The organism is Clostridium aciditolerans, assembly GCF_016316925.1.
Lineage (GTDB): Bacteria > Bacillota > Clostridia > Clostridiales > Clostridiaceae > Clostridium_AM > Clostridium_AM aciditolerans.
The window spans coordinates 148378-170544 of sequence record NZ_JAEEGB010000003.1; the positions used below are offsets into that span (position 1 = coordinate 148378).

Annotated in this window: 19 protein-coding genes, 1 riboswitch and 1 other annotated feature; of the genes, 3 read left to right on the forward strand and 16 right to left on the reverse strand. The window is 30.7% G+C overall.

The features are described from left to right. Positions 1 to 4 precede the first annotated feature (4 nt). The 9 genes from I6U51_RS01890 to I6U51_RS01930 all read right to left on the reverse strand — a co-directional run bounded on the left by I6U51_RS01890 (position 5) and on the right by I6U51_RS01930 (position 9113). Positions 5 to 793, reverse strand: coding sequence for an electron transfer flavoprotein subunit beta/FixA family protein (locus I6U51_RS01890; protein ID WP_211140907.1), 789 nt, complete (start codon positions 791 to 793; stop codon positions 5 to 7). Positions 794 to 831: 38 nt separating this feature from the next. Beyond that, the gene (larA, locus tag I6U51_RS01895) at positions 832 to 2106 is read right to left on the reverse strand and encodes a nickel-dependent lactate racemase (RefSeq protein ID WP_211140908.1); all 1275 of its coding nucleotides are present in this window, start codon (positions 2104 to 2106) and stop codon (positions 832 to 834) included. A 77-nt stretch (positions 2107 to 2183) separates the two neighbouring features. Continuing rightward, a complete protein-coding gene (locus I6U51_RS01900) occupies positions 2184 to 3692 on the reverse strand; it encodes an L-lactate permease (RefSeq protein ID WP_211140909.1) in 1509 nt (502 codons plus the stop codon). 565 nt (positions 3693 to 4257) lie between these two features. Next, the gene (locus tag I6U51_RS01905) at positions 4258 to 4953 is read right to left on the reverse strand and encodes a FadR/GntR family transcriptional regulator (RefSeq protein WP_211141065.1); all 696 of its coding nucleotides are present in this window, start codon (positions 4951 to 4953) and stop codon (positions 4258 to 4260) included. Between the two features lie 51 nt (positions 4954 to 5004). Next, positions 5005 to 5655 (reverse strand): ribonuclease H-like domain-containing protein, encoded by a 651-nt coding sequence (locus I6U51_RS01910; protein ID WP_211141066.1) that lies wholly within the window; start codon positions 5653 to 5655, stop codon positions 5005 to 5007. A 113-nt stretch (positions 5656 to 5768) separates the two neighbouring features. Further along, positions 5769 to 6494, reverse strand: coding sequence for an HAD-IB family hydrolase (locus I6U51_RS01915; RefSeq protein WP_211140910.1), 726 nt, complete (start codon positions 6492 to 6494; stop codon positions 5769 to 5771). A 311-nt stretch (positions 6495 to 6805) separates the two neighbouring features. Next, on the reverse strand, positions 6806 to 7450 hold the full coding sequence (locus tag I6U51_RS01920; RefSeq protein WP_211140911.1) for a methionine ABC transporter permease: 645 nt from the start codon (positions 7448 to 7450) through the stop codon (positions 6806 to 6808). Further along, positions 7451 to 8407 carry an ATP-binding cassette domain-containing protein gene (locus I6U51_RS01925; protein WP_211140912.1) on the reverse strand — a complete coding sequence of 319 codons (957 nt, stop codon included), beginning with the start codon at positions 8405 to 8407 and terminating at the stop codon, positions 7451 to 7453. 97 nt (positions 8408 to 8504) lie between these two features. Further along, positions 8505 to 8613: riboswitch (SAM riboswitch) on the reverse strand. Positions 8614 to 8723: 110 nt separating this feature from the next. Beyond that, positions 8724 to 9113: a PilZ domain-containing protein gene (locus tag I6U51_RS01930; protein ID WP_211140913.1), complete on the reverse strand. Its 390-nt coding sequence runs from the start codon at positions 9111 to 9113 to the stop codon at positions 8724 to 8726. A 243-nt stretch (positions 9114 to 9356) separates the two neighbouring features. On the opposite strand from I6U51_RS01930, the gene I6U51_RS01935 reads away from it, so the two are divergent. Genes I6U51_RS01935 through I6U51_RS01945 form a run of 3 tightly spaced genes read left to right on the forward strand, consistent with a single transcriptional unit; the run spans position 9357 to position 11548 of the window. Next, a complete protein-coding gene (locus I6U51_RS01935; RefSeq protein WP_178907587.1) occupies positions 9357 to 9584 on the forward strand; it encodes a FeoA family protein in 228 nt (75 codons plus the stop codon). Between the two features lie 26 nt (positions 9585 to 9610). Further along, a complete protein-coding gene (gene feoB / locus I6U51_RS01940; protein WP_211140914.1) occupies positions 9611 to 11371 on the forward strand; it encodes a ferrous iron transport protein B in 1761 nt (586 codons plus the stop codon). Between the two features lie 30 nt (positions 11372 to 11401). Further along, positions 11402 to 11548 (forward strand): FeoB-associated Cys-rich membrane protein, encoded by a 147-nt coding sequence (locus I6U51_RS01945; RefSeq protein ID WP_211140915.1) that lies wholly within the window; start codon positions 11402 to 11404, stop codon positions 11546 to 11548. 95 nt (positions 11549 to 11643) lie between these two features. On the opposite strand, the gene I6U51_RS01950 is transcribed toward I6U51_RS01945, so the two are convergent. From I6U51_RS01950 to I6U51_RS01980, 7 genes are all read right to left on the reverse strand, one after another. After that, positions 11644 to 12024 carry a CBS domain-containing protein gene (locus I6U51_RS01950; protein WP_211140916.1) on the reverse strand — a complete coding sequence of 127 codons (381 nt, stop codon included), beginning with the start codon at positions 12022 to 12024 and terminating at the stop codon, positions 11644 to 11646. A 71-nt stretch (positions 12025 to 12095) separates the two neighbouring features. Further along, positions 12096 to 12893, reverse strand: coding sequence for a ribonuclease H-like domain-containing protein (locus I6U51_RS01955; protein ID WP_211140917.1), 798 nt, complete (start codon positions 12891 to 12893; stop codon positions 12096 to 12098). A gap of 168 nt (positions 12894 to 13061) precedes the next feature. After that, positions 13062 to 14753 carry an arginine--tRNA ligase gene (argS, locus tag I6U51_RS01960; RefSeq protein WP_211140918.1) on the reverse strand — a complete coding sequence of 564 codons (1692 nt, stop codon included), beginning with the start codon at positions 14751 to 14753 and terminating at the stop codon, positions 13062 to 13064. A gap of 119 nt (positions 14754 to 14872) precedes the next feature. After that, positions 14873 to 15096: a binding site (T-box leader), on the reverse strand. 73 nt (positions 15097 to 15169) lie between these two features. Further along, entirely contained in the window at positions 15170 to 17203 is a 2034-nt protein-coding gene (locus I6U51_RS01965) for a methyl-accepting chemotaxis protein (RefSeq protein ID WP_425489737.1), read from the reverse strand. A 214-nt stretch (positions 17204 to 17417) separates the two neighbouring features. Then, on the reverse strand, positions 17418 to 19235 hold the full coding sequence (locus I6U51_RS01970; protein ID WP_211140919.1) for a thioredoxin domain-containing protein: 1818 nt from the start codon (positions 19233 to 19235) through the stop codon (positions 17418 to 17420). Positions 19236 to 19542: 307 nt separating this feature from the next. Continuing rightward, the gene (locus I6U51_RS01975; protein WP_211140920.1) at positions 19543 to 20820 is read right to left on the reverse strand and encodes an FAD-dependent oxidoreductase; all 1278 of its coding nucleotides are present in this window, start codon (positions 20818 to 20820) and stop codon (positions 19543 to 19545) included. A gap of 191 nt (positions 20821 to 21011) precedes the next feature. Beyond that, positions 21012 to 22157, reverse strand: coding sequence for an NAD(P)/FAD-dependent oxidoreductase (locus tag I6U51_RS01980; protein WP_211140921.1), 1146 nt, complete (start codon positions 22155 to 22157; stop codon positions 21012 to 21014). Positions 22158 to 22167 lie beyond the last annotated feature (10 nt).

Sequence of the window (22167 nt, forward strand, 5' to 3'; positions counted from 1 at the left end):
TATATTATATAAACTTTAATTCTTTAAGCTTCGCATTTAACTTGTCTGCAAGTTCCTCTCCGCTTCCATTCCACATTTCTTTATCTGTATTTACTGCTGGCGGAAATATTCTTTCGACTTGTGTTGGAGATCCGTTTAATCCATACATCTTTTCATTTTGATCTTCAAAATCCTTTAAACTAAGCATTTTTACTTCTCTATCTTTTGTAGCTAATTTCTTTCTATATGATGGCAGTCTTGGCTGAAATATATCTTTTTCTACTGTTAGTAAGCAAGGAAACTTTACTTCTGCCACTTCTATTGTATTTGGCATATCCATTTCTACTATTAATGAATCTGTATTTAATTTCTCTATTTTCAATACATTTGCTATATGTGGTATTCCAAGGTATTCTGCCATTTCTGGGCCTACTTGAGCTGTGTCGCCATCTGTTGTTTGTTTTCCGCAAAGTATTAAATCTATATTGCCCATCTGTTTTACACCTTGAGAGATAGTATATGATGTAGCTAAAACATCTGCTCCAGCAAATTTTCTGTCTGAAAGAAGAACTCCTTCATCTGCACCCATCATATATGCTTCTTTTATAACTTCTGCTGCTTGAGGTGGTCCCATGCTTATTACTTTCACAGTTCCGCCAACTTGTTCTCTTATTCTTAGAGCTGTTTCCAGAGCATATAAGTCATATGGATTCATCTTTGAATCTACTCCATCTCTTTTCAATACTCCTGTCACTGGGTCTACTTCTACTTTTGTAGTTCCTGGCACTTGTTTAATACATACTAATATATCCATTTTCATACCTCCATAAACTTATATTAAAGTTTTCATAGTTATCTAACTATAACTGATACACCATCAGGTATTACAGCTACTTTTGCATCATTACCTTTTAAAGCATAGGCTTTATTTATTGCTTCTTCAAAGGAGAAAGCATGTTCCATATGCATGTTCCTTATCATCACTGGATCACACATATCCGTAACCATTATAACTGTATACTTATTAAGCATTCTAGCTAGAATCTGAAACTCCCATTGATCTGGTACTGTTTCATTTCTTGGCACTTTAGCTATTCTATCTAACAATTCTGCTGGTGATTTTGCATCTGCTAAATTATCATAGAAAGATTGCCCTCCATGTCCATCATTACAAGCAGCAACCATAATAATTACTCCACCTTCTTTACAAGTAGCCTCAGCAGCTGTCATTCCTTTAACCGCTTGGTAAATATTCTGATCCAGTGGATATCCGCCATTAGTTGAAACTACTATGTCTGCATCAACCTTATCTATCTTTGAAAGTTCTAATACAAAATTGCATCCCTGTTCATGTGCACGTTCTCTATGTCCAGCAAAGGCATTTATTACTTTCTTTTCGCTATCTATTACTACATTGAGTATAAATGCAAGCTTTGCTTTTTTTGCTGCGTATAGCATGTCTCTATGAATAGGGTTATTTTCAAGTATTCCTGTTCTAGCATGTGGACTTGCTATAAATTCTGAACAATGGTTTGCCATTACAGTTTTTGCTGATGCAATGCCAGGTAATACACTTTTTCTACCGCCGGAAAACCCTGCAAAGAAGTGAGCTTCTATAAACCCTTCTGCAATAAGCAATTCTGTCTCTACTGCTAGTTTATTTATTATAAGCTCTCCACCGGAAGGTAAAATTCCTATCTTTACTAAGCTGCTATCGTCCGTTGAATCGTGTATTATAATTTGTTCCTTTTCTACTATTTCCTCGCCAAATTTATTTATAAGCTCTTCTTTTGTAGTTGCTCTATGAAATCCAGTTGCTATGAGTATTTTTATATCAATATTAGGGTTAACCTCTCTTATTCTTCTGAGCAGTATAGGCATTGTTACTTTGCTTGGAACTGGTCTTGTATGATCGCTGGTTATGATAACCATGTTATTTTTGTCTTTAACTAGATCCTCAAGCTTAGAACTGCCTATAGGATTGTCTAAAGCATTTTCTACAATTTGCTGCTGAGTCAGTTCTGTTTTATATTTTTCTGCCTTTGACTCTAAAATTCCAACTAAATTTTTATCATTAACTTCTATTTCCCATATTTGTTTGTGGTAAGGTATTTTAATTTTTGCCATATGATTTACCTCCTTATTATAACGAGCGAATTTACATAATATTAATTAAGTTAAACTTATTATCTTTTAATCAATTGTTAAAACCCCAATATAGGACCTGCAAAGTATGCTATAACTCCTAAAACGATTACATATATTATGCAGAATTTAAGTGTTGCATTCAATATTTTACCCTCGGCACCTGTAAGGCCTGTAGCTGCTGTAGCAACTGCAATACTTTGAGGTGATATCATTTTACCTGCTGTAGCTCCACCTGTATTTGCTGCTGCCAGCCAATAAGGGTTCAAGCCTAAAGACTTAGCTGCTTCTACTTGAAGTGGTCCAAATAATATATTGGCGGAGGTATCACTACCAGTTACAAAAGTCCCAAGAGCTCCTATTATAGGTGATATTACTGGATACGCATGTCCTGTAACTGCAACTAAAACTACCGCTATAGATTTAATCATTCCACTGTAGCTCATAATCTTTGCCAGTGATACTATTGCTATTATTGTGATAGCTGATTTAGTCATCTGTTTAACTGTTTTTAGAAGAATTTTTAATATTTCAGCGAATTTAGCACCTTGGATTAATCCTCCCACAATTCCTGCTATAATAATTAGCGATCCAGGATTGTTAATCCAAATGAAGGTATATGAGTGATATATTTTAACTGTGGTACTGATTTTAGATAAATTTTTACTTATTCCTGGGAACAGTGAACTTGTAAGTATTATAACTGCAAACACCAGTATAAATGGAATCCATGCCATAAATCCTTCTTTAAAGGATATTTGATCAGTATCTCTAGCTGCTTTGTCCTTATGGAAGATTTTAGCCCAACCTATAGTTACAGCTAAACATACTACAGAACCAAGTATTGCTGGAAGTTCAGCGCCAATATATTTAGCCGCTAACACTTCTGGTATAGCAAAAGATAGTCCAGATATTAATGCTATTCCTAAAACTCCTTTGATTGCTTTAACACTTTTACCAGTAAGCATTACTAACACAACTGGTACAATAACAATTAACAATGATAGCTGTAAGCCTACTGCATAACTTAGCATATTAGAATCCAAATTTGTAAGTTTAGCAAGAGTTGATACTGGAAGTCCTATAGCGCCAAAAGCTGTTGGCGTTGTATTTGCTATTAAACATATGATTGCAGCAAATATGGGATCAAATCCAAGCGCCGCCATAATACTAGCAGGAATTGCGACTGCTGTTCCGAAACCTGCAATAGCTTCAAGGAATCCACCAAATCCCCATGCAAGTATAAGAACCAAGATTCGCTGGTCAGTTGTAATACCAGTCATCATCTTTTTTATTAAATCCATGCTTTTTGTATATATAGATAAGTTGTAGATAAATACTGCTGCGATTATTACTATAATTATAGGCCAAATAGCGTTAGCAGCGCCTTCTACCCCTGCCTTTATAGCATCTACTGCTGGCATTTTCCATACTGCAATTGCTAGTAGCAGGGTTATTCCTAAAGTTACTGGTGTTGCTTTATGACCTGGTGTCTTTAATACCCCTAGTGAAATCATGAGCCAAACTATTGGTATTAATGCAATGAAAAACAGTAAATACATATTCATTTTTATCCCCCCAATAGAAATAGGTAATATGGTATGACCATTGATTGATTCGATTCTAGCATAATATTCAGACTATTTCTATAATAGTTATTTCATTAACACCATCTCGGAAATTGGGGAGATTTCTGTAAACGTTATACTAACAGTGCTTATATTTAATTATTTATAGTAAAAATTTTTTTTAAATTTTAAAAAAATTCTCTGAAGCTATTAAGTGAAGTTATTAAATTAACATATATGTTAAAAATACTATTAACTAAATAATTAAAGCTTCAGGTTGTTAATGGAATAAAGCTTATTTTGACATTGTATCTTTAATTGAATTCATGTTAGAAAACATTAGTGGTAGTATGGTATTACCACTAATGTTATATTATCATATTATTTATTATATTTCTATAATTGTTATCAAAATAACAATTATTTTGAATTATTAAAATATATTTATTTATAAAAATGTCCTATATAAATTACAATAAGGCATATGAACTAGCTATTTCCTTTCATATGCCTTAAACAAAAGGATATCAGCCTATTATTAAAAACTGATATCCTTTTAAAAGATTTAAAAATCTTTATAATATTCATTTGCAAAATCCAAATGCTTTTTCATAGCTTCTGCTGCTTTCTTTGCATTACGAGCCCTAAGAGCTTCATATATATCCTCATGTTGCTTAGACAATACCTCTCTATTATTTTCATCAACAAGTATTCTTTTCCTTGCTTCTTTTATGAATGAATCCATTAAAGAAGAAATGGCATTTAAAATGTTAACAATCAAAAAATTTCTAGAAGCTTGTGCTATTTCGTAGTGAAACTTTTTATCTATTTTAACATTGTCCATTTCATTATTTGAGCCTTTAAATGCTTTTATTAATATTTCTATATCATCTAGCTTCTCATTTGAAATTCTTTGAGCAGCAAGTGCCGCAGTTTCAACTTCAAGGATTTTTCTAATTTCTATAATTTCAGCAGGAGTACTTTCCTGAAGCATAAACATTATTGATAAAGGTTCAAACAAGCTATTTTCTACATTATTTCTTATATAATTGCCTTCGCCCTGTCTACATTCTATTAATCCTATAATTTGAAGTGCTCTCAAGGCTTCTCTTATAGAAGTTCTGCTCACTTGAAGGTGTTCAACTAACTCCCTTTCAGAAGGCAATTTATCCCCTTTTTTAAGATTGCCATCTACGATCATACTTTTAATTTGCTCTATTACTTGCTCATAAACCTTTGTACTTTTTATTGGTTTAAACAATTTAATCAAACCCCTTATCTCCATACAAAATTAATCGTATATAGTATATAATTATTCTTTAATTGCCACTAGTTCAGTGTCGAAAGCATTATTCCAATTAGTATATATATGAAATAAGCTTACAACGTCCTGTTCATTATACAAGAGAATTTTTTCTTTTTTCTCTTCAGGCATTCTAATTATATAGTCATTATCTTTTATAATTTTACTAAAAGTCTTAGCTAGATTAGATCCACTTATTACTTCTGTGTCTCTAAAGATATTAAATTGTCTTTCTAAAGACTTTAATCCTATAGAGGTATTATTTTCTTTTTCATATTGCTTTTGCAGATCAATTTGGGTAAATTCTTCTTCAATTGCCAAGTCAACGTTGTATTTCTGGAATAGATAATTAATTACTGTAAAATCGTTATTACCTGAAAAAGTGACAATGTATTTTTTATTATATTTAGTTCTCATTAGATTAAAATAGTCCTTTGCAAGAAATAATATGCTTTTTACATCCATTTTATTTTCTATCATATATTGAGTTACTTCTAACTTTTGCTTTTGCTCATCATAATAACAACAACCAAAAACACCTACACAAATTGGTTTTTTATAAATATAATGCTCCAGGTCAAAAAAAATGGCATCCTTATACAAATGATTATCCCCATTTATAACCAAAGAATTTTCTTCAGTTAGCTTTTCAACCTCTATGCTATTATGTCTTTCTATCACTATACCACTCTTTTCTAAATTAATTGTGCAAATTACTATGTTGTTATATTATATCACTTTTTCATATAGAATTACATATAATATACTTTAAATTAGAATATGTCAATGCAATCTGCATTAAGATTATATACTACATCTTTTCTTTCAACAATAATTTGCACTCTTTTCTTAATTTCTTCATCATTTAAAACCTTCTTTAAAATTTCTCGAGTAGGATTTACGCATACAGGATACTTAACCATCTGCATCATTGAAAAATCTCCTGCTGTGTCACCGTATGCATAACTTTGAGATATATCGATATCATATTTTTTTATTAACTCATCAATAGCTTTTCGTTTACTTTCACTATCCCACATTGGAAGAACCTCACCAGTATATACTTCATCTTTATCCATCAAGTATATCGCTCCCTTGTAATCATCAAAACCGTGTTTTATGGCCATTTCTCTAACAAGTTCTACAGGGCTTCCGGAAACGGTTATAACTTTATGTCCTCTTTCTTTATGCCATTTTATTCTATCTCTAGTGAAGGTATAAACCCTATCTCCTTTCTGAGATACCACATTTCGTGCTATGAATTCTATTTGTGATTTGTGAAGACCTTTTATTGCTTCTATATATATATCTGCCATCTTTAATAAATAATTATCATAATTTCCTTGTCGTTTATCCCATTTTTCATACTCAGGCTTTACTTCTTTATACCACCTGTCTGAAGGTATTACCTCATATTTTACAAGTTTTTTAAAAACTTCAGCAATTAATCCTTCTCTATACAAAGTTCCATCAATATCAAAAAAAGCTGCTATATTCATGTTTTTCTCCTCCTCTTAGTGGTCACACTGGGTAATTTGCTAGGTAAAAGCTCATTTAGAACTTTTACCTAGCAAATTACCCGTTAAAGTCCATTTAGGACTTTAACCTCCTCAAAAATAACCATATATAATATTATTAAAATCAATATATGCTAACATAGTATAATGTTACACCTAAAAATAGATTATTCCAACTATAAATTTTTTCAATTAAAATTTTGCCTAAAATGAACCTCAGATAAAATTATTATTCTATCTGAGGCTTATTTTATACAGTAACTATCGATATATTACCCAATGTAAGTTTTCTTCTATTTTATAAGTTTTTTATAGAGCATATTCCCTAAGCTTTGAAAAGCTTGAACCAAAAATATAAGCATTATTACAGTATAAATCATAACATCTGTCTTAAATCTATAATAACCATATTTTACAGCAACATCGCCTAATCCGCCACCGCCAATAGCTCCAGCCATAGCTGAATAACCTACTACACTTATTACAGTTAGAGTTATTCCAAGTATTATAGATGGCATTGCCTCTGTAAGCATGACCTTAAATATTATCTGAAAATTACTAGTTCCAAAGGATTTTGCTGCTTCTATTACACCTGGATCAACTTCCTTCAATGCAGATTCTATAACTCTAGCTGCAAAAGGAGCTGCAGCAATTGTTAATGGAACTATTGCTGCTGTGGTACCAATTGTTTTACCTACAATAAATTTTGTAAAAGGAAATATTGCAATCATTAATATTATAAATGGAAATGATCTTAATAAATTTATAACTACATCAAGTACTTTATGAATTACTTTATTGGGTTTTAAACCTTCATCTTGTGTTAAAATTAACAAAACTGCAGGTATAAATCCTAGAATTACTGCAAATACAGTAGAAACACAGACCATATATAAAGTTTCTGCTAAAGCAGGAAATAATATTTCATTAAATAACATTTATTCTACCTCCCAATTTATAGATTTTGAATTTAAATAGTCGCAGATCTTCGCCTTATCATTTTTATCAATATTTATTACTAAGCTTCCAAGTATATCATCTCTAAACCTTTCTAATTTCCCCCATATTATTGAAAAATCTATATCTAGAGTTCTTGCCATAGATGTTATTATACTTTGCTCACTGATCTCTTTTGGAAAGAATATTCTTATGTTTAGTCCTGAAAGAGGAAGCGTTTTATCTTCTCCTAGTAATTTTTTTAAGTTGGCATCTGGTCTTAAAAATAAATCTTCTACATCTCCCACAGTTTTTACTTCACCAGCATCCATAATTGCAATTTTACTGCAAACTTCCTTTATTACTTCCATTTGGTGAGTTACGATGACTATTGTAATATTTAACTTTTCATTTATAGTTTTTAAAAGTTGTAATATAGATTTTGTAGTACTTGGGTCAAGGGCTGAAGTTGCTTCATCGCAAAGTAAAATTTTAGGGTTTAGAGCTAGAGCTCTTGCTATTGCCACCCTTTGCTTTTGTCCCCCACTAAGCTCTCTAGGCATATTGTTCATTTTGTCTTCAAGTCCAACTAAATTTAATAATTTCTCAACTCTATTTTTTATCTGGGCTTTGTCCACACCCCAAACTTCTAATGGAAGTGCCACGTTGTCAAAGACACTTTTTCTATTTAATAAGTTAAAATTTTGAAAAATCATGCCTAAATTTTTCCTAAAAACTCTGAGCTCTTTTTCTTCAAGACTCTTAACTTCTTTGTACATCACTTTTATACTTCCAGTATCATAAGATTCTAATCCATTTAAACATCTTAGCAATGTTGATTTACCTGCACCACTATGACCTATAATTCCAAATATCTCACCCTCTCCTATATTTAAAGTTACATCTTTTAATACCATTTTTTCAGAAAAACTTTTGCTAACCCCATCAATTTTTATCACTACTTTTCCTCCTTTAAACAATGATCATTCATAAAAATATTAATGTATAAAAAAATAAAAGCCCGAGGAAAACCTCGAGCTTAAAATTCGTAGATTCCTCTCATCTTCCAGCCTTCGCTGCAGGAATTAGCACCGTTGTATTACAAAAAAGTAACACCGGTTGCTGGGCTTCATAGGGCCAGTCCCTCCACCACTCTTGATAAGTTAGATTATATATTTTATTTTGTTTTATTCATTATAACAGCATAAAAATTCAATGTCAACATTATTTGCTAGTTAACTTAAGCGTTACTACTATTACAAATATGAGTATATTTTAATGGCTGTCTACATACCTTTCTATAATATTAATCTGATTCATATCTAATGAAATGAACTCACAGCCTATATAATAGAAGGATTCTTTAATAGTGATTCTTTTTACTTCAGCAAGATACCAAAAAGATGGATTATCCCCTATCTTTAAAGTAAAATTAATAAAATCACCTACCTGTAAGGCTATCTTACTTTCAATTAAAATACCAGTTTTTGATAGATTAATAGTTCTCATAATTGGCCCTTCAAATTTATATTGCTCATAAACACTTTTATTATTTACCGTAGGATAATATATATCTGCATAAAATTCTGATCTATTTGCAAATCTTTTTTCCGAACTTTTATATATATAATCTCCATTTTTATGCACTATATTTTTAGGAATCATTGTATACCTCTTCTATATAAATTTATATGTTATAGCATATATTATACCATTATCTATATTGTATATCTTCAATTTCTAACTATTTATTTAAAATATTTTTTAATAAAAATTAAATTTTATCTAAAAAAATATAACTTTATAAAAACTTAAACATATATTTTAGATTTTATTGACATAGGATTCTAAAGATGATAATATTAATCTATAATAAATGATAATGATTTTCATTACGAGGTGGTAGAAATGAGTATTTGTGATTTAAGACCTGGACAAAAAGCTTTAATTGAAAATATAAGTGGAGATGAAAAACTAGCCAAGAGACTTCTTGCTTTAGGATGTATAGAAGGAACAGAAGTTGCATTAAAGACTGTTGCACCTTTTGGAGATCCTTTAATTATAAACTTAAGAGGATTTGATTTAGCAATACGTAAACAAGATGCTAAAAATATATTTATAACAAATTCCCGTTAAATTACACTTTTGAAGGAGGTTTTTAAATGATAACAGCAGCTTTGCTTGGCAACCCTAACGTGGGTAAAACTTCTCTTTTTAATCTTCTCACTGGTTCAAACCAATATGTAGGCAATTGGGCTGGAGTAACAGTAGAAAAGAAAGAAGGTTTCATTAATAATAATATTAAGGTAATAGACTTACCTGGCATTTATGCCATGGACACATATTCTAACGAAGAGAAAATTGCCAAAAACTATTTACTTGATGGAAATGCAGACGTAATTATAAATATAGTTGATGCGTCTAACCTAGAAAGAAATTTATATTTAACTACTCAACTTAAAGAATTTGATAAACCTATAATTCTAGTTCTTAATATGGTAGATGTAGCTGAGTCTAAAGGTATTAAAATTGATTATTCTTGCCTATCTAAAGAACTAAACGTTAAAATTTTACCTATAGTAGCTTCCAAAGGCAAAGGTATAGATGAGTTGAAAAATTTGCTGAATGGTGGCGATTTTTTACAACCTTCAAATGATAATGGTTATCAATTTCAACATGAGAAAGAAGCATATAGCTACATAAGTAATATCTTAAGTAAGTGTTTATCTTATAGTAAAACGGATTCTGTTTCAATAACTGAAAGAATAGATAAAATTATACTTAACAAATTTTTAGCCTACCCTATCTTCTTTGGAATATTAGCATTAATTTTTCAATTCACCTTCAGTTGGGTAGGACAACCTATAGCAGATATGCTTAGCGGTTTTCTAGATGATGCTATAATTCCTTTTTTACATCAAGCGTTATCTAGTACTAGCCCTTGGTTCAGTTCATTGTTAATAGATGGTATCGTTGGAGGAGTAGGTTCTGTAATAGTATTTTTACCTGTTATCCTTGCTCTTTTTCTCGGAATATCATTTCTTGAAGATAGTGGATATATGGCGAGAGCAGCTTTTATAATGGATAAATTAATGAGAAAAGCTGGACTATCTGGAAAGGCATTTATTCCACTGATAGTTAGTTTTGGATGTTCAGTGCCTGGAATAATGTCTGCTAGGACTCTTGAAAGTGAAAAAGATAGAAAGCTTACTGCACTTTTAGCACCACTTATGTCTTGTAATGCAAGACTTCCAGTGTATGCTATGTTTACTTCCGTATTCTTTGCAGGAAAAGCAACTCTAGTAGTGCTATCACTTTATACAATGGGGATATTTTTATCTTTCATAGTAGGTATAATATTTAAAAATACTTTATTTAAAAAGGAAGAAGAGCCTTTTATAATAGAACTTCCAGAGTACAAAATGCCTGAGTTTAAACATGTTATGCTTCATACATGGGATAAAGGAAAAGGATTTTTGAAAAAAGCCGGAGGTATAATATTTGCAGTATCCGTAATAATTTGGTTTTTATCTAATTTTAATTTACAAGGAATGACTGAAATGAATAATAGTATTTTAGCTTCTATTGGTAGAGCTATAGCACCATTATTTGGGCCTTTAGGCTTTGGTACTTGGCAAAATTCAGTTTCCTTACTTACAGGACTTATGGCTAAGGAAGTAGTTTTAAGCAGCATGGGTGTTATTTATGGAGGAAATCTACAAACTTCCTTGGTGCACGGATTTACCCCTGTATCTGCTTATGCATTTTTAGTTTTTGTGTTACTATATACTCCATGTATTTCAGCTATTGCAACCATGAAAAAAGAATACGGTAAAAAGATGGCTGCGTTTTCCTTAACTTATCAATTTGTACTTGCATGGATTGTATCTTTTATAGTATTTAGAATAGGTTCTTTATTGTAAGACTAAATATTAATTGTGGAGGTGTTGGAATTGGCAGTAGAAATTATAGTTACCTCTATTATAGTTATATCTGCAGTTTGCATATTCTATAGAAACTTAAAGAAAAAAGGTTCAGGTAGTTGTGATTGTGGCTCCTGCAGCAGCCATTGCCCTAATTATAAAAATTCAAATAAATAATGGAAATAAAAAATCTGTCTTAATCATAATAAGACAGATTTTTTATATATCATATTTAACAACCAATTGTAATTAGTATATTAGATAAGTCATAATTATTTACCGTAGGTTTCAATAAAGTAGTCAACTATATTTTCTATAGTAGCTAAACCTAATATAGTATTGTTGTCCACTATTGGTATAGCAATTATATCATTTTCTCTTAATCTTTTTGCAATGACGATAACGTCTTCATCTTTTGATGCAGTTATAACCTTTTTAGTCATCACCCATTCTACTGGACAAGTATCATAATGGCCCTGATCCATTAAAAATCTATATATATCTGCTTTTACTATCATTCCTACCAATAATCCGTTATCATCTACCACCGGTGCACCATTGATATTGTTATCATTCATTATCTCTAGTGCCTTAATCAAAGTATCATTTGGACTTAACTTAATAATGTCGTAAGTTATTATTTTACTTAACATAAATATCCCCCTTTATATAATTAAAATTATAAATCATAAAATATATAGGATATAATAAAGGAAATTGGACTTTAGTAACTGTTATTTATTATATTACTTAACTCATTACAGTCTCTACAGCCCTTTAATATTTGATCTATGGTTCTAGATGCGGCTTTTTTTGACATTCTTTCTAAATCTATATCCAGAGAAATACTGTTTTTATTTAATAAACTTTTTAAATATCTTAGCTGTTTCTCAGTAATTACATTTTCTCTAATTAGGTTTTTGTTATTTTCAATATTAAAAATAAACTCATGAATTTTAGGTAAGCTTAAAACATCTTCATAATTATGAAGCATAATTATATTTTTAAGTCTATCTTCTCCTGTTAACAAAAACTCTTTGTATAGATCTACACTTATTCCGCCATCTATTTGATCCTTTCTCTTTATTCCTATATATTTTTCTACACCTTTCAAATTGCATCTCTCTATTCCAAGCTGCTTGTAATAAGGTCTAATGATTCTATATAAGTCAACATGGTTTTTAGGGGTATTAAGAGCTACATTATGTTTTTCCATTCTATTTACTATAAATGGTTCATCAAAGGCAATTCCATTATAAGAACACCAAGTATTGTACTCTTGTAAATCTGTTAAAAAGTTATACAATATCTCTTCTTCATCTTCCAGATATTCAGCATAATACTGCTTTATACAAAAATTCCTCTCATCATTAAATTTACCAAATGATATTAATATTATATTATCGTCATCTTTATCAAAACCTGTAGTTTCTATGTCAAAATAGGCTATACTATCCATGCCATAGTCACTGAATATATTTTTATCTATCTTCAGCAACTCATTATACTCTTTAATTAACATTATAATCCTCCAAACTATTGCTACTACATATCACAAATTTAAAATAGGATCATTAATTTTATTATATAACTAAATTAACTTATAATATCTATTATATAATAATGTAGTATATTTGAAAACTCTATAAAAGGCAATGAATAAAAATCCATTGCCTTTTATATATAAATATTACATTTTTTCTACTACTTGTATTCCAATCAAACCTAAACCATTTTTTAACACTTGGCAAGTTGCTTCTACTAACTTTAATCTAGCATTCTTTGTAGCTTCATCTTCTGCATTCATAATGCTGTGAGCATTATAGAACTTGTTAAAACCTTTAGCAACCTCTATTAAATATCTTGTTACTATAAAAGGCTCTAATCTATCTATAGAATTTAGTATAGCTTTATTAAAACCTTCAAGAGACTTTGCAAGTTCAAATTCTTCACTAGAATTTAATTTGCTATAGTCTACTTCTCCATTAACTTCTCCTGCTCTTCTAAGTATGCTCTTTCCTCTTGCATAACTGTATTGTACGTATGGACCAGTCTCACCATCGAAGCTTAATATTTCACTCCAGTCAAATACTATATCTTTTTCTCTGCTGTTTTTTAAATATGCAAATATTACTGCACCTATACCTACTTTTTTTGCTACATCTTCCTTATTATCAAGATCAGGATTTTTTTCATTTATTACTTGTAATGTTTTTTCAATAGATTCATTTAATAAATCCTCTAGTAATACAACATCACCTTTTCTTGTGGATAATTTCTTGTCTGCGAATCTAACTAATCCATAAGCTACATGATTGCAATCCTCTGCCCAATCATTTCCCATAAGCTTTAATGTAGTAAATACTTGATTAAAATGAAGGGACTGACCTGCTCCAACCACATATATGCTCTTATCAAAATTATAGGTTTTCTTTCTATAAATTGCTGCAGCTAAGTCACGGGTAGCATATATAGTAGCTCCATCTGCTTTTTTAATAATACATGGAGGCATATTATACTCATCTAACATTACAACTTTTGCTCCATTACTCTCTACTAATATTCCTTTTTTATCAATCTCATCTATTACAGCATCCATTTTATCAGAGTAGAAGCTTTCTCCAGCATAAGAGTCAAATTCTATTCCAAGCATGTCATAAACTCTTTCGAATTCCTTTAAACTTAGGTCTTTAAACTTTTGCCATAGTTTTACTTCTTCTTCACATCCATCTTCTAATTTCTTAAAGTACATTCGACCTTCATCATTTAAAGATGGATCTTTTTCTGCTTCGTCATGGAATTTAACATAAATTCTTAGCAATTCACTTATAGGTTCCTTTTCCAAAGCTTCTTCATTACACCATCTTTTGTATGCTGATATAAGCTTTCCAAACTGAGTTCCCCAATCACCAAGATGGTTTATTCTAACACAATTATATCCTTGTGAATTTAACATTTCATATAAAGCTCTACCTATAGCGGTACCAAATAAATGGCCTACATGAAAAGGTTTTGCAATATTAACTGATGAATATTCAACACATATATTTTTCCCATGACCTAAGTCTGATGAACCATATCTGTCTCTTTCTGTTAATATCTTTTCTATTGAATTTTTTGTAAAGTCAACTTTATCAACAAAAAAGTTCAAGTAAGGTCCTAAACTTTCTATTTTCTCAAATCCTTCATTATTTATCTTTTCTTTTAGTTCCTGAGCAATCATATTAGGTGCTTTTCTCAAAGTTTTAGATAGCTGAAAGCAAGGAAAAGCATAGTCACCCATCTCAGATTTTGGTGGTATTTCTATAAGTCTTTCAATGACATCTAACTCTAAATCAACATTTTCTTGTATTCTTACTGCAACTAATTTTTTATAATCCATATTGCAACCTCCCTATTATTTCTCTATATTAAATTATATAAAATAATATATTTTTCGCCTATATTATGATACTTTAATTATATATTAAAGGTTAAAAATAAAAAAACCGTCTCTATTAAAATAGAGACGGTTATATATCCGCGGTACCACTCTTATTGAACTGGCATTTGCCAAATCCACTCAAAACTTTAACGCAGTTAACGACTTACTTGTGATTTGAAATCAAACCTTTTTCATAAGTTTCTCCAAGATTCTCTTCCTATTTAGCTTTCCTACAGGCTTTCACCATCCCTGCTCGCTTTTTAAGATTTACTAAAAGTACTCTTCTCTTCAACGAAATTACTATATAAATTACAACTCATTATATTACCATATTTTAATATTTGTCAAGACTTTTTTGCTATATGATATATTCTTTATATTTTAAATATTTTTATACTATCTTCTAACTCTAATGCCATTTGAGTTAGTTGTTGAACACTTTCTGTAACTTGTTGAAGTACAGCTGTTTGCTCTTCCGTTGAAGCTGCAACCTCTTCTGTATTAGCAGCTGTATTTGTTGTAACTGCTTGAATTTCGTTAATGTTATCATCCATTCTATCAATATTATCTTTAGAATTAATAACCATTTCGTTAACTCTTTGTAAATTAGTTCTTGTTTCATCAAAGGATTTTAAAATTTCATTTAATGAGTCTCCTACAGTTTTTACAATTGACTGTCCCTTCTCAGATTCTCTGTTACCTTCCTCTATTGCAATCAGCGCCTTATCGGTTTTCTGTTGTGTAGAAATAATTAAATCCTTAATATTATTTGATGATCTCATAGATTCTTCTGCTAACTTTCTAACTTCTTCTGCAACAACGGCAAACCCCTTCCCGGCTTCTCCTGCTCGAGCAGCTTCAATTGAGGCATTAAGAGCCAAAAGGTTAGTTTGATCTGCAATTCCATCAATTATTTGTACAATATTACCTATTTGTTTTGATGTTTCTTGAAGTTCTGATATTATCTTTGAAGAATAGTTTACACTATTTTTTATTATGCCAATTTGATTGACCATATTGTCCATTTTTTCTCTTCCATCTGCTGCAAGCCTACTTGTATCATCTGAGAACTTCATTACATTTGTAACTTGATCTCTTATAGTTGATATATTACTAACTACATTTTTCATGCTTTGAGATACATCTTCAGCAGCTCTTACTTGCTTTTCAGCTCCATCTGCAACTTCTTGTGTAGAGTTTGAGATTTCTTCTGAAACTTCAGCTACCTGTTCAGTAGATGACAATAATGATTTTGATGATGTCGCAAGATTTTGTGACACTTCATTAATTTTAGCAGTAATACCTCTCAGATTTTCAATCATATTATTAAAGCTTATACCAAGTACTCCGATTTCATCATTAGTTTCTATTTGAATATTTTTACTTAAGTCACCTTGAGATACATTTTCTGCTGCTTTTGTTAAATCATTTAAAGGATTTAAATTTTTTCTTACTATTCCCCTAAGTATTAATCCACTTACTAAAAATGTAAAAATGGATACTAATGCAAAACTTATTAATATACTATTTAAAGCAGCATATTGATTCTTAAGAGAAAGTCCAATATTTGCAGCCTTAATTATTTTTCCGTTAGCGTCTTTTATAGGAATTAAAACATCATAGACATTCTCACCTTTATAATTATATAGAGAAGCATATGTTTTTCCTTCCTGTATTGCAGATTTGCTTCCAGCATCAGTTAAGGTTATTCCAATTCTACTTTTGTCACTATGTGCCGCAGCTTTTAAATTCGGATCAATTGTCAAGGCATAAACTATATTTGATTTTTTACTTAGCCTGTCTACTAACGTTTGATCATCTACTGCATTACCTAATTTTGCAACTTCATTTGCAATTACCCCTACTTGAACAAGTCCACCATTCTTTAATGCAACTGCTCCATACTTATAATAGTTTTGATCAGAGCTGCTACTACTCTTTCTAATTTTTTCAATAAGCTCACCTTGTGACCCTTTTAGAACAGCTTGTACAGGATGATCAGCAGGATATTTATAATTAATATTTGCTGGCAGATTAGAATATAATATTACTCCCTCTGCATTAGAAATATTTATTTCTTGTACATTTATGGACTTTGCAACTTCAGCAAGATATTCATTAGAAAAATTAGCATTGTGTCCTACCAAGTAGGCTGTTGTTGAAATTTTTTCCCCTAATAATTTGTCTACTTGATTAAGTATAGTATGATTAGTTTGCATTTCAGCACTTATTTCTTCTGTCAAAAGCATCCCATCTTCTTTAACTTGATTTTGAAATTTTTTACTTATCACGTTATATGAGACGACAGCTAGTATAATTGTAGATAACAGCACTACTAATAAAGAACTTACTGTTATTCTAAATTTTAGAGAGTTTTTACTTTTTATAATATTACTCAATAGCTCCACTCCATTCTATATTTGATATTTATTTCATTACGATTAAATTTTACATTAATATTTTATGAACTTCAATAACTTCTTGTTAAATTTTGCATAAAATTTAGCAAAAAAATACTTTTTTGTCGTTAAACTACGCAAAATAGGAGATATTTGCAGTAATCATCTGCAAGCACCTCCTATAAATTACATATTGTGATAATATTTTTAATATAAATAAGTATTATATTTTTTCAAACAGATTGAAAGAATTAATATATGCTGTTATAAAATGTGTATATGCAATAGGATTTCTTTTTGCTGTTGTTCCGAATGCTTTAAATTGTCTCTCAGCAAATTGTTTAAACTTAGTATCATCAGTGATGTCATAAAGTCTTAACATGTTGAATGTAGCTACGGAGTTTCCGGAAGGAATAGCACCGTCATAAAGTTCTTTAGGTCTTACTATAAGTTCTTCGCTATCTAACCCATATAAGTATAAGCCACCTTGTTTTTCATCCCAGAAAAGTTTCATCATTTGATCATGTAAATAAATACACTTTTCTTGATATTTATACTGAGAATTAGCCTTGTATAGTTCTATAAGCCCCCATATTACAAATGCATAGTCTTCTAGTACTGCTGCATATGCAGATTCTCCTTCACGATATCTACTAAGAAGCCTTCCATCATCTCGAATAAGTCTTTTTAATATAAAATCAGCTGCTCGCTCTGATATTTCAATATAGCTTTGATTATTAAAAATTCTTCCACCATAAGCAAAGGATGCAATGGCTAAACCATTCCATGATGTTAACGTCTTGTCATCTTTAAAAGGATGTATTCTTTTTTCCCTGTAGTCATATAGTTTAGCTCTCATTTTTTCCAGTTGCTCTTTTAGATTCTCGTTTAATTCTAACTTTTCTATATCCCTATTTATTAAGTTAGGTATGTTTTTTTCTTCGAAATTCCCTCTTTCTGTTATTCCATATAGCTCACAATAAGTTTTCCCATCCTGCTTTCCAAGTACTTTTTCTATTTCTTCTATATCCCATACATAAAACTTGCCTTCTATCCCTTCTGAGTCTGCATCCTCTGCTGAATAAAATCCCCCCTCAGGCGATATCATATTGTTTATCATATAAGTATATATTTTCTCTGCAATTCTTTTATATAATTCTTTACCTGTGATTTCATAAGTTTTTGTATAAATCAAGGATAAAAGTGCATTATCATAAAGCATCTTTTCAAAATGAGGAACTAGCCATTTTTCATCAGTAGAATATCTGGAAAATCCAAATCCTACATGGTCAAAGATTCCTCCCTTATACATATGCTTTAAGGTTTCCTCAACCATGTTTAGAGCCTTTTTATCCTCAGTTTTAATGTAATACTCTAATAAAAAGTACATATTATGCGGCGTTGGAAACTTAGGTACTCTACTAAAACCACCATATCTTTTATCAAAAAATTGTTTTAAAGACTCTATGGTTTCCTTTATAACACTTTCATTAATTTTGTTATTTTCATCAATTTCAATTTCAGTTTCTCTCTTTATCTGGTCAATCATTTCAAGACTATAGTTTATCAGTCTCTTCTTATCCTTACTCCACATATCATATATGGAATCTAACAGTTCTATCAGTCCTGGTCGACCATATTTACTTTCTTTTGGAAAATAAGTTCCAGCAAAGAAAGGCTTTTTCTCTGGAGTCATTATTATGGTAAGGGGCCACCCACCACTTCCTGTATAAGCCTGACAAAAGGTCATATATATGCTATCAATATCCGATCTTTCTTCTCTATCTACTTTTATTGAAATAAAGTTTTCATTTAATACTTTTGCTACATCTTCATCTTCAAAGCATTCACGTTCCATTACATGACACCAATGGCAGGTTGAGTATCCTATACTCAAAAATATAGGCTTATCTTCAGCTTTTGCTTTACTAAATGCCTCTTCTCCCCATGGGTACCAATTTACAGGATTATGAGCATGTTGCAATAAGTATGGAGATTTTTCATTTATAAGTATATTGGGTACTACATCTTTATCAGTCATTCTATCACCTTCCTTCTATAAATATAATAATCTTTAGTATATCCAAAAAATAAAAGAGTACTATCTTTTATTTAGTAATACTCCATCTAGTATTAGAATGTAAAAAATGCTCCTCAAAAGTTGACTGCAAAAAACTCTATTTGCTTGAACATGCTAACGATAAGTATCGAGAATAAAGCTGTTAGCATGTCCAAAACTTATTTTTTATAAAGTAAAATTTAATCTTATCCTGAAAAAGCTCTTGATACTAATCAATATATAAACTATTTAACGCTAGCTATTATGATCTTGTTTAATGCATACAATTCTACCCTAGTTTTTTCGCAAAAATATTGCTCAACCCTAAGGTTTCAATTCTATTCTTAATATCTTCATTATCAGTTGAATAAAGTCCTAAACTTTTCATCCTTTCAAAATACTCTGCTCCAGAAAAAGTATGTCTAATTTTCTTGCCATCAGATGTTGTTAACCTGTAATTCGAATAATAAATAATATCTCCTATAGCTGTTAAAGTTGGTAGAGTTAATAAAGGCATGTTGAGTAAAAATCTTACCGCATTATGACCTGATAAGGAACCAGTACAAATTGCTTCTGTGTGACCTATGAAAAATCCTGATTTTTCACCAGCACAGAATAAGTTATCTACCCCTATTACTTTCAAGTCATTGGTTCTTGGAGCTGCTGCTAGATATCTTATAGAATTGCCTTTACCACCAGAATAAGGATCCATGAATCTAACTTTCTCCAATCCATTAATTTTTCTAAGTTTATCAACAGGATAAAAAGGACTCATAAGCTTTATGTGGCCAGTATCAAGAAGCACTAAGTTTTCTGCAAACTGATTAAGAGCATATTGTTGGCAAACCTTAATTTTTAGCTTACTTGGATTTACGTCCTCAGCAGGAACCTTTAAAACAACTACACCTTTTTCATCTAGCTCACGCACAATATCATCGGACAAACTATCCTTTGGAATCTCGCAAGATCCACTAAATGCACCAGGAGTTCCATCTTCCCGTTCAGAATTTAAATCTTTTACACCAGCTTTAGCACTAATACTTACCCTTGAACCAAAGGTAGGACATCTTAAAATACACATTACACAACCGTTACCATACTTTGAACAATTGTCCATAGCACCTGTAGACCCAGTAGCATCTATAAAAACATCTCCTTCTACCAAACTTCCATACTGAAGTTTTATACACTTTATCTTATTATCATCTTTTTCTACAGTTGCTACTCTGCTAATTAGGTTTATTTCAATACCTAAATCTGCTAGATAATTCCTTACCACTGGTTCAACTTTACTTACATCATAAAGGGATGCGTGATTGTGTTCGGGAAAGTTTATATTCTTATGTTTAGCATTGTCATCCATTAAATGTATTAAGTCTCCTGCACCTAAGTTGATTAGTTCTTCTGCTGCAGTATATCTACCATTATTCCTAAATATTCCTCCTACATTTCCAAGACCTAAAAGTAAGTCTGTTTTTTCATATAAAGCTACATCTGCCCCAGCTTTTTTTGCAGTTATTGCTGCAGCGCAACCAGACCAACCACCGCCAATAATTATGACTTTCATAAAACACCATCCTTTTAAAAAGTACTAATATTACAATATTTATTAAGATAAAATTTAATACCAAGTTTTTCAGATTTAAATTTAAAATAGCATCCAATAAACTTACAAGTAATAAAAAATCTACTATGATCATGAAAATTAAATACAAAAGGTGCTGTACTGATTTTTTAATCAATACAACACCTTAAGCCTTATGGTTTTACAAAAGGATATTTAAATGCAGCTTTTAACTCTGACCAAAAGTTTCTAAAATTATAATTTTTAATGCCACATAATACATAATGCATAAATATTCCTTTACGCCCTTTTATGTCCTTGCCAAGCACAGCTCCAATACTAGAAATATAAATAGGTATTATCCACCCTAAGTCCATAGGTTTAAATGATATTCTTCGTTTTTTATTTATTACAGATACAATATTTTTAGCCCCATGTCTACCAGACATTTGTGCAAAGGTTACAGCTCTTCTTAAAAAATTATTATTTTTATCCTTTATAGCAGCTGCATCTCCAACTGCATAAACTTCAGGATACTCTGGAATTGATAAAAATTCATCAACTATGATTCTTCCATCTGGAAGCATTTTGTATTCTCCACTAGGCTTTAATGCAGACTTAACTCCGCTACACCAGCAGAAAAATACATCCTTAATAACCTCATTGTTCTTTAAAGTTATATCTTTTCCATCAAATGTCATAATTTGATTATCAGTATATATTTTAAACTTAAGTTCATTTAACTTGTCTATAACATGAGAGCATAACTTTTCAGAAATCATAGGTAGTATTCTATTCGCTCTTTCCACAAAAATAACATTCAGTTTTTTCTCTTTTCTTTTACTTAGATCATATAAGTTACAAGCAAGTTCCATCCCAGTAAAACCAGCTCCTGATACTACTAATGTAGCTTCCGGTGCAGTATCTAAGTACTCTGAAAATTTCATTTTAATGTTTTCAGCTGCCTCTAATGAATCTAATACATTTACTTTATCTAAGCTTTGATTAAAACCAAATAAGTTTGTTGTAGAGCCAGTTGCTAAAATTAGATAATCATATTTATACTCATTTTCATTTGTATTTATGGTTTTTTTATCAAAATTTATCTCTAATATTTCTTCTTTTATAAATTTCACTGATTGTGGAAGCAAATTTATTATATTTTCTCTTACATCACTGCTCTCCAATCTGCCACTAGCTACTTCAGGAAGGTTTGGAAGCATTGTTGTATATTCTTTTTTATCTATTAAGTAAATTTCATGAGAAGTTGAAAGTTTTTTAGAGAGATTCTTTGCTGCGTTAATACCAGCAAATCCTCCTCCAACTATAAATATCTTCATAGCAACTCTC

Bases quoted from the DNA above. Each gene is read 5' to 3' on its own strand.
- I6U51_RS01890 (WP_211140907.1), bottom strand. From the start codon at position 793: ATGGATATATTAGTATGTATTAAACAAGTGCCAGGAACTACAAAAGTA.
- larA (WP_211140908.1), bottom strand. From the start codon at position 2,106: ATGGCAAAAATTAAAATACCTTACCACAAACAAATATGGGAAATAGAA.
- I6U51_RS01900 (WP_211140909.1), bottom strand. From the start codon at position 3,692: ATGAATATGTATTTACTGTTTTTCATTGCATTAATACCAATAGTTTGG.
- I6U51_RS01915 (WP_211140910.1), bottom strand. From the start codon at position 6,494: ATGAATATAGCAGCTTTTTTTGATATTGATGGAACTTTGTATAGAGAA.
- I6U51_RS01920 (WP_211140911.1), bottom strand. From the start codon at position 7,450: ATGTTATTTAATGAAATATTATTTCCTGCTTTAGCAGAAACTTTATAT.
- I6U51_RS01930 (WP_211140913.1), bottom strand. From the start codon at position 9,113: ATGATTCCTAAAAATATAGTGCATAAAAATGGAGATTATATATATAAA.
- I6U51_RS01935 (WP_178907587.1), top strand. From the start codon at position 9,357: ATGAGTATTTGTGATTTAAGACCTGGACAAAAAGCTTTAATTGAAAAT.
- feoB (WP_211140914.1), top strand. From the start codon at position 9,611: ATGATAACAGCAGCTTTGCTTGGCAACCCTAACGTGGGTAAAACTTCT.
- I6U51_RS01950 (WP_211140916.1), bottom strand. From the start codon at position 12,024: ATGTTAAGTAAAATAATAACTTACGACATTATTAAGTTAAGTCCAAAT.
- I6U51_RS01955 (WP_211140917.1), bottom strand. From the start codon at position 12,893: ATGTTAATTAAAGAGTATAATGAGTTGCTGAAGATAGATAAAAATATA.
- argS (WP_211140918.1), bottom strand. From the start codon at position 14,753: ATGGATTATAAAAAATTAGTTGCAGTAAGAATACAAGAAAATGTTGAT.
- I6U51_RS01970 (WP_211140919.1), bottom strand. From the start codon at position 19,235: ATGACTGATAAAGATGTAGTACCCAATATACTTATAAATGAAAAATCT.
- I6U51_RS01975 (WP_211140920.1), bottom strand. From the start codon at position 20,820: ATGAAAGTCATAATTATTGGCGGTGGTTGGTCTGGTTGCGCTGCAGCA.
- I6U51_RS01980 (WP_211140921.1), bottom strand. From the start codon at position 22,157: ATGAAGATATTTATAGTTGGAGGAGGATTTGCTGGTATTAACGCAGCA.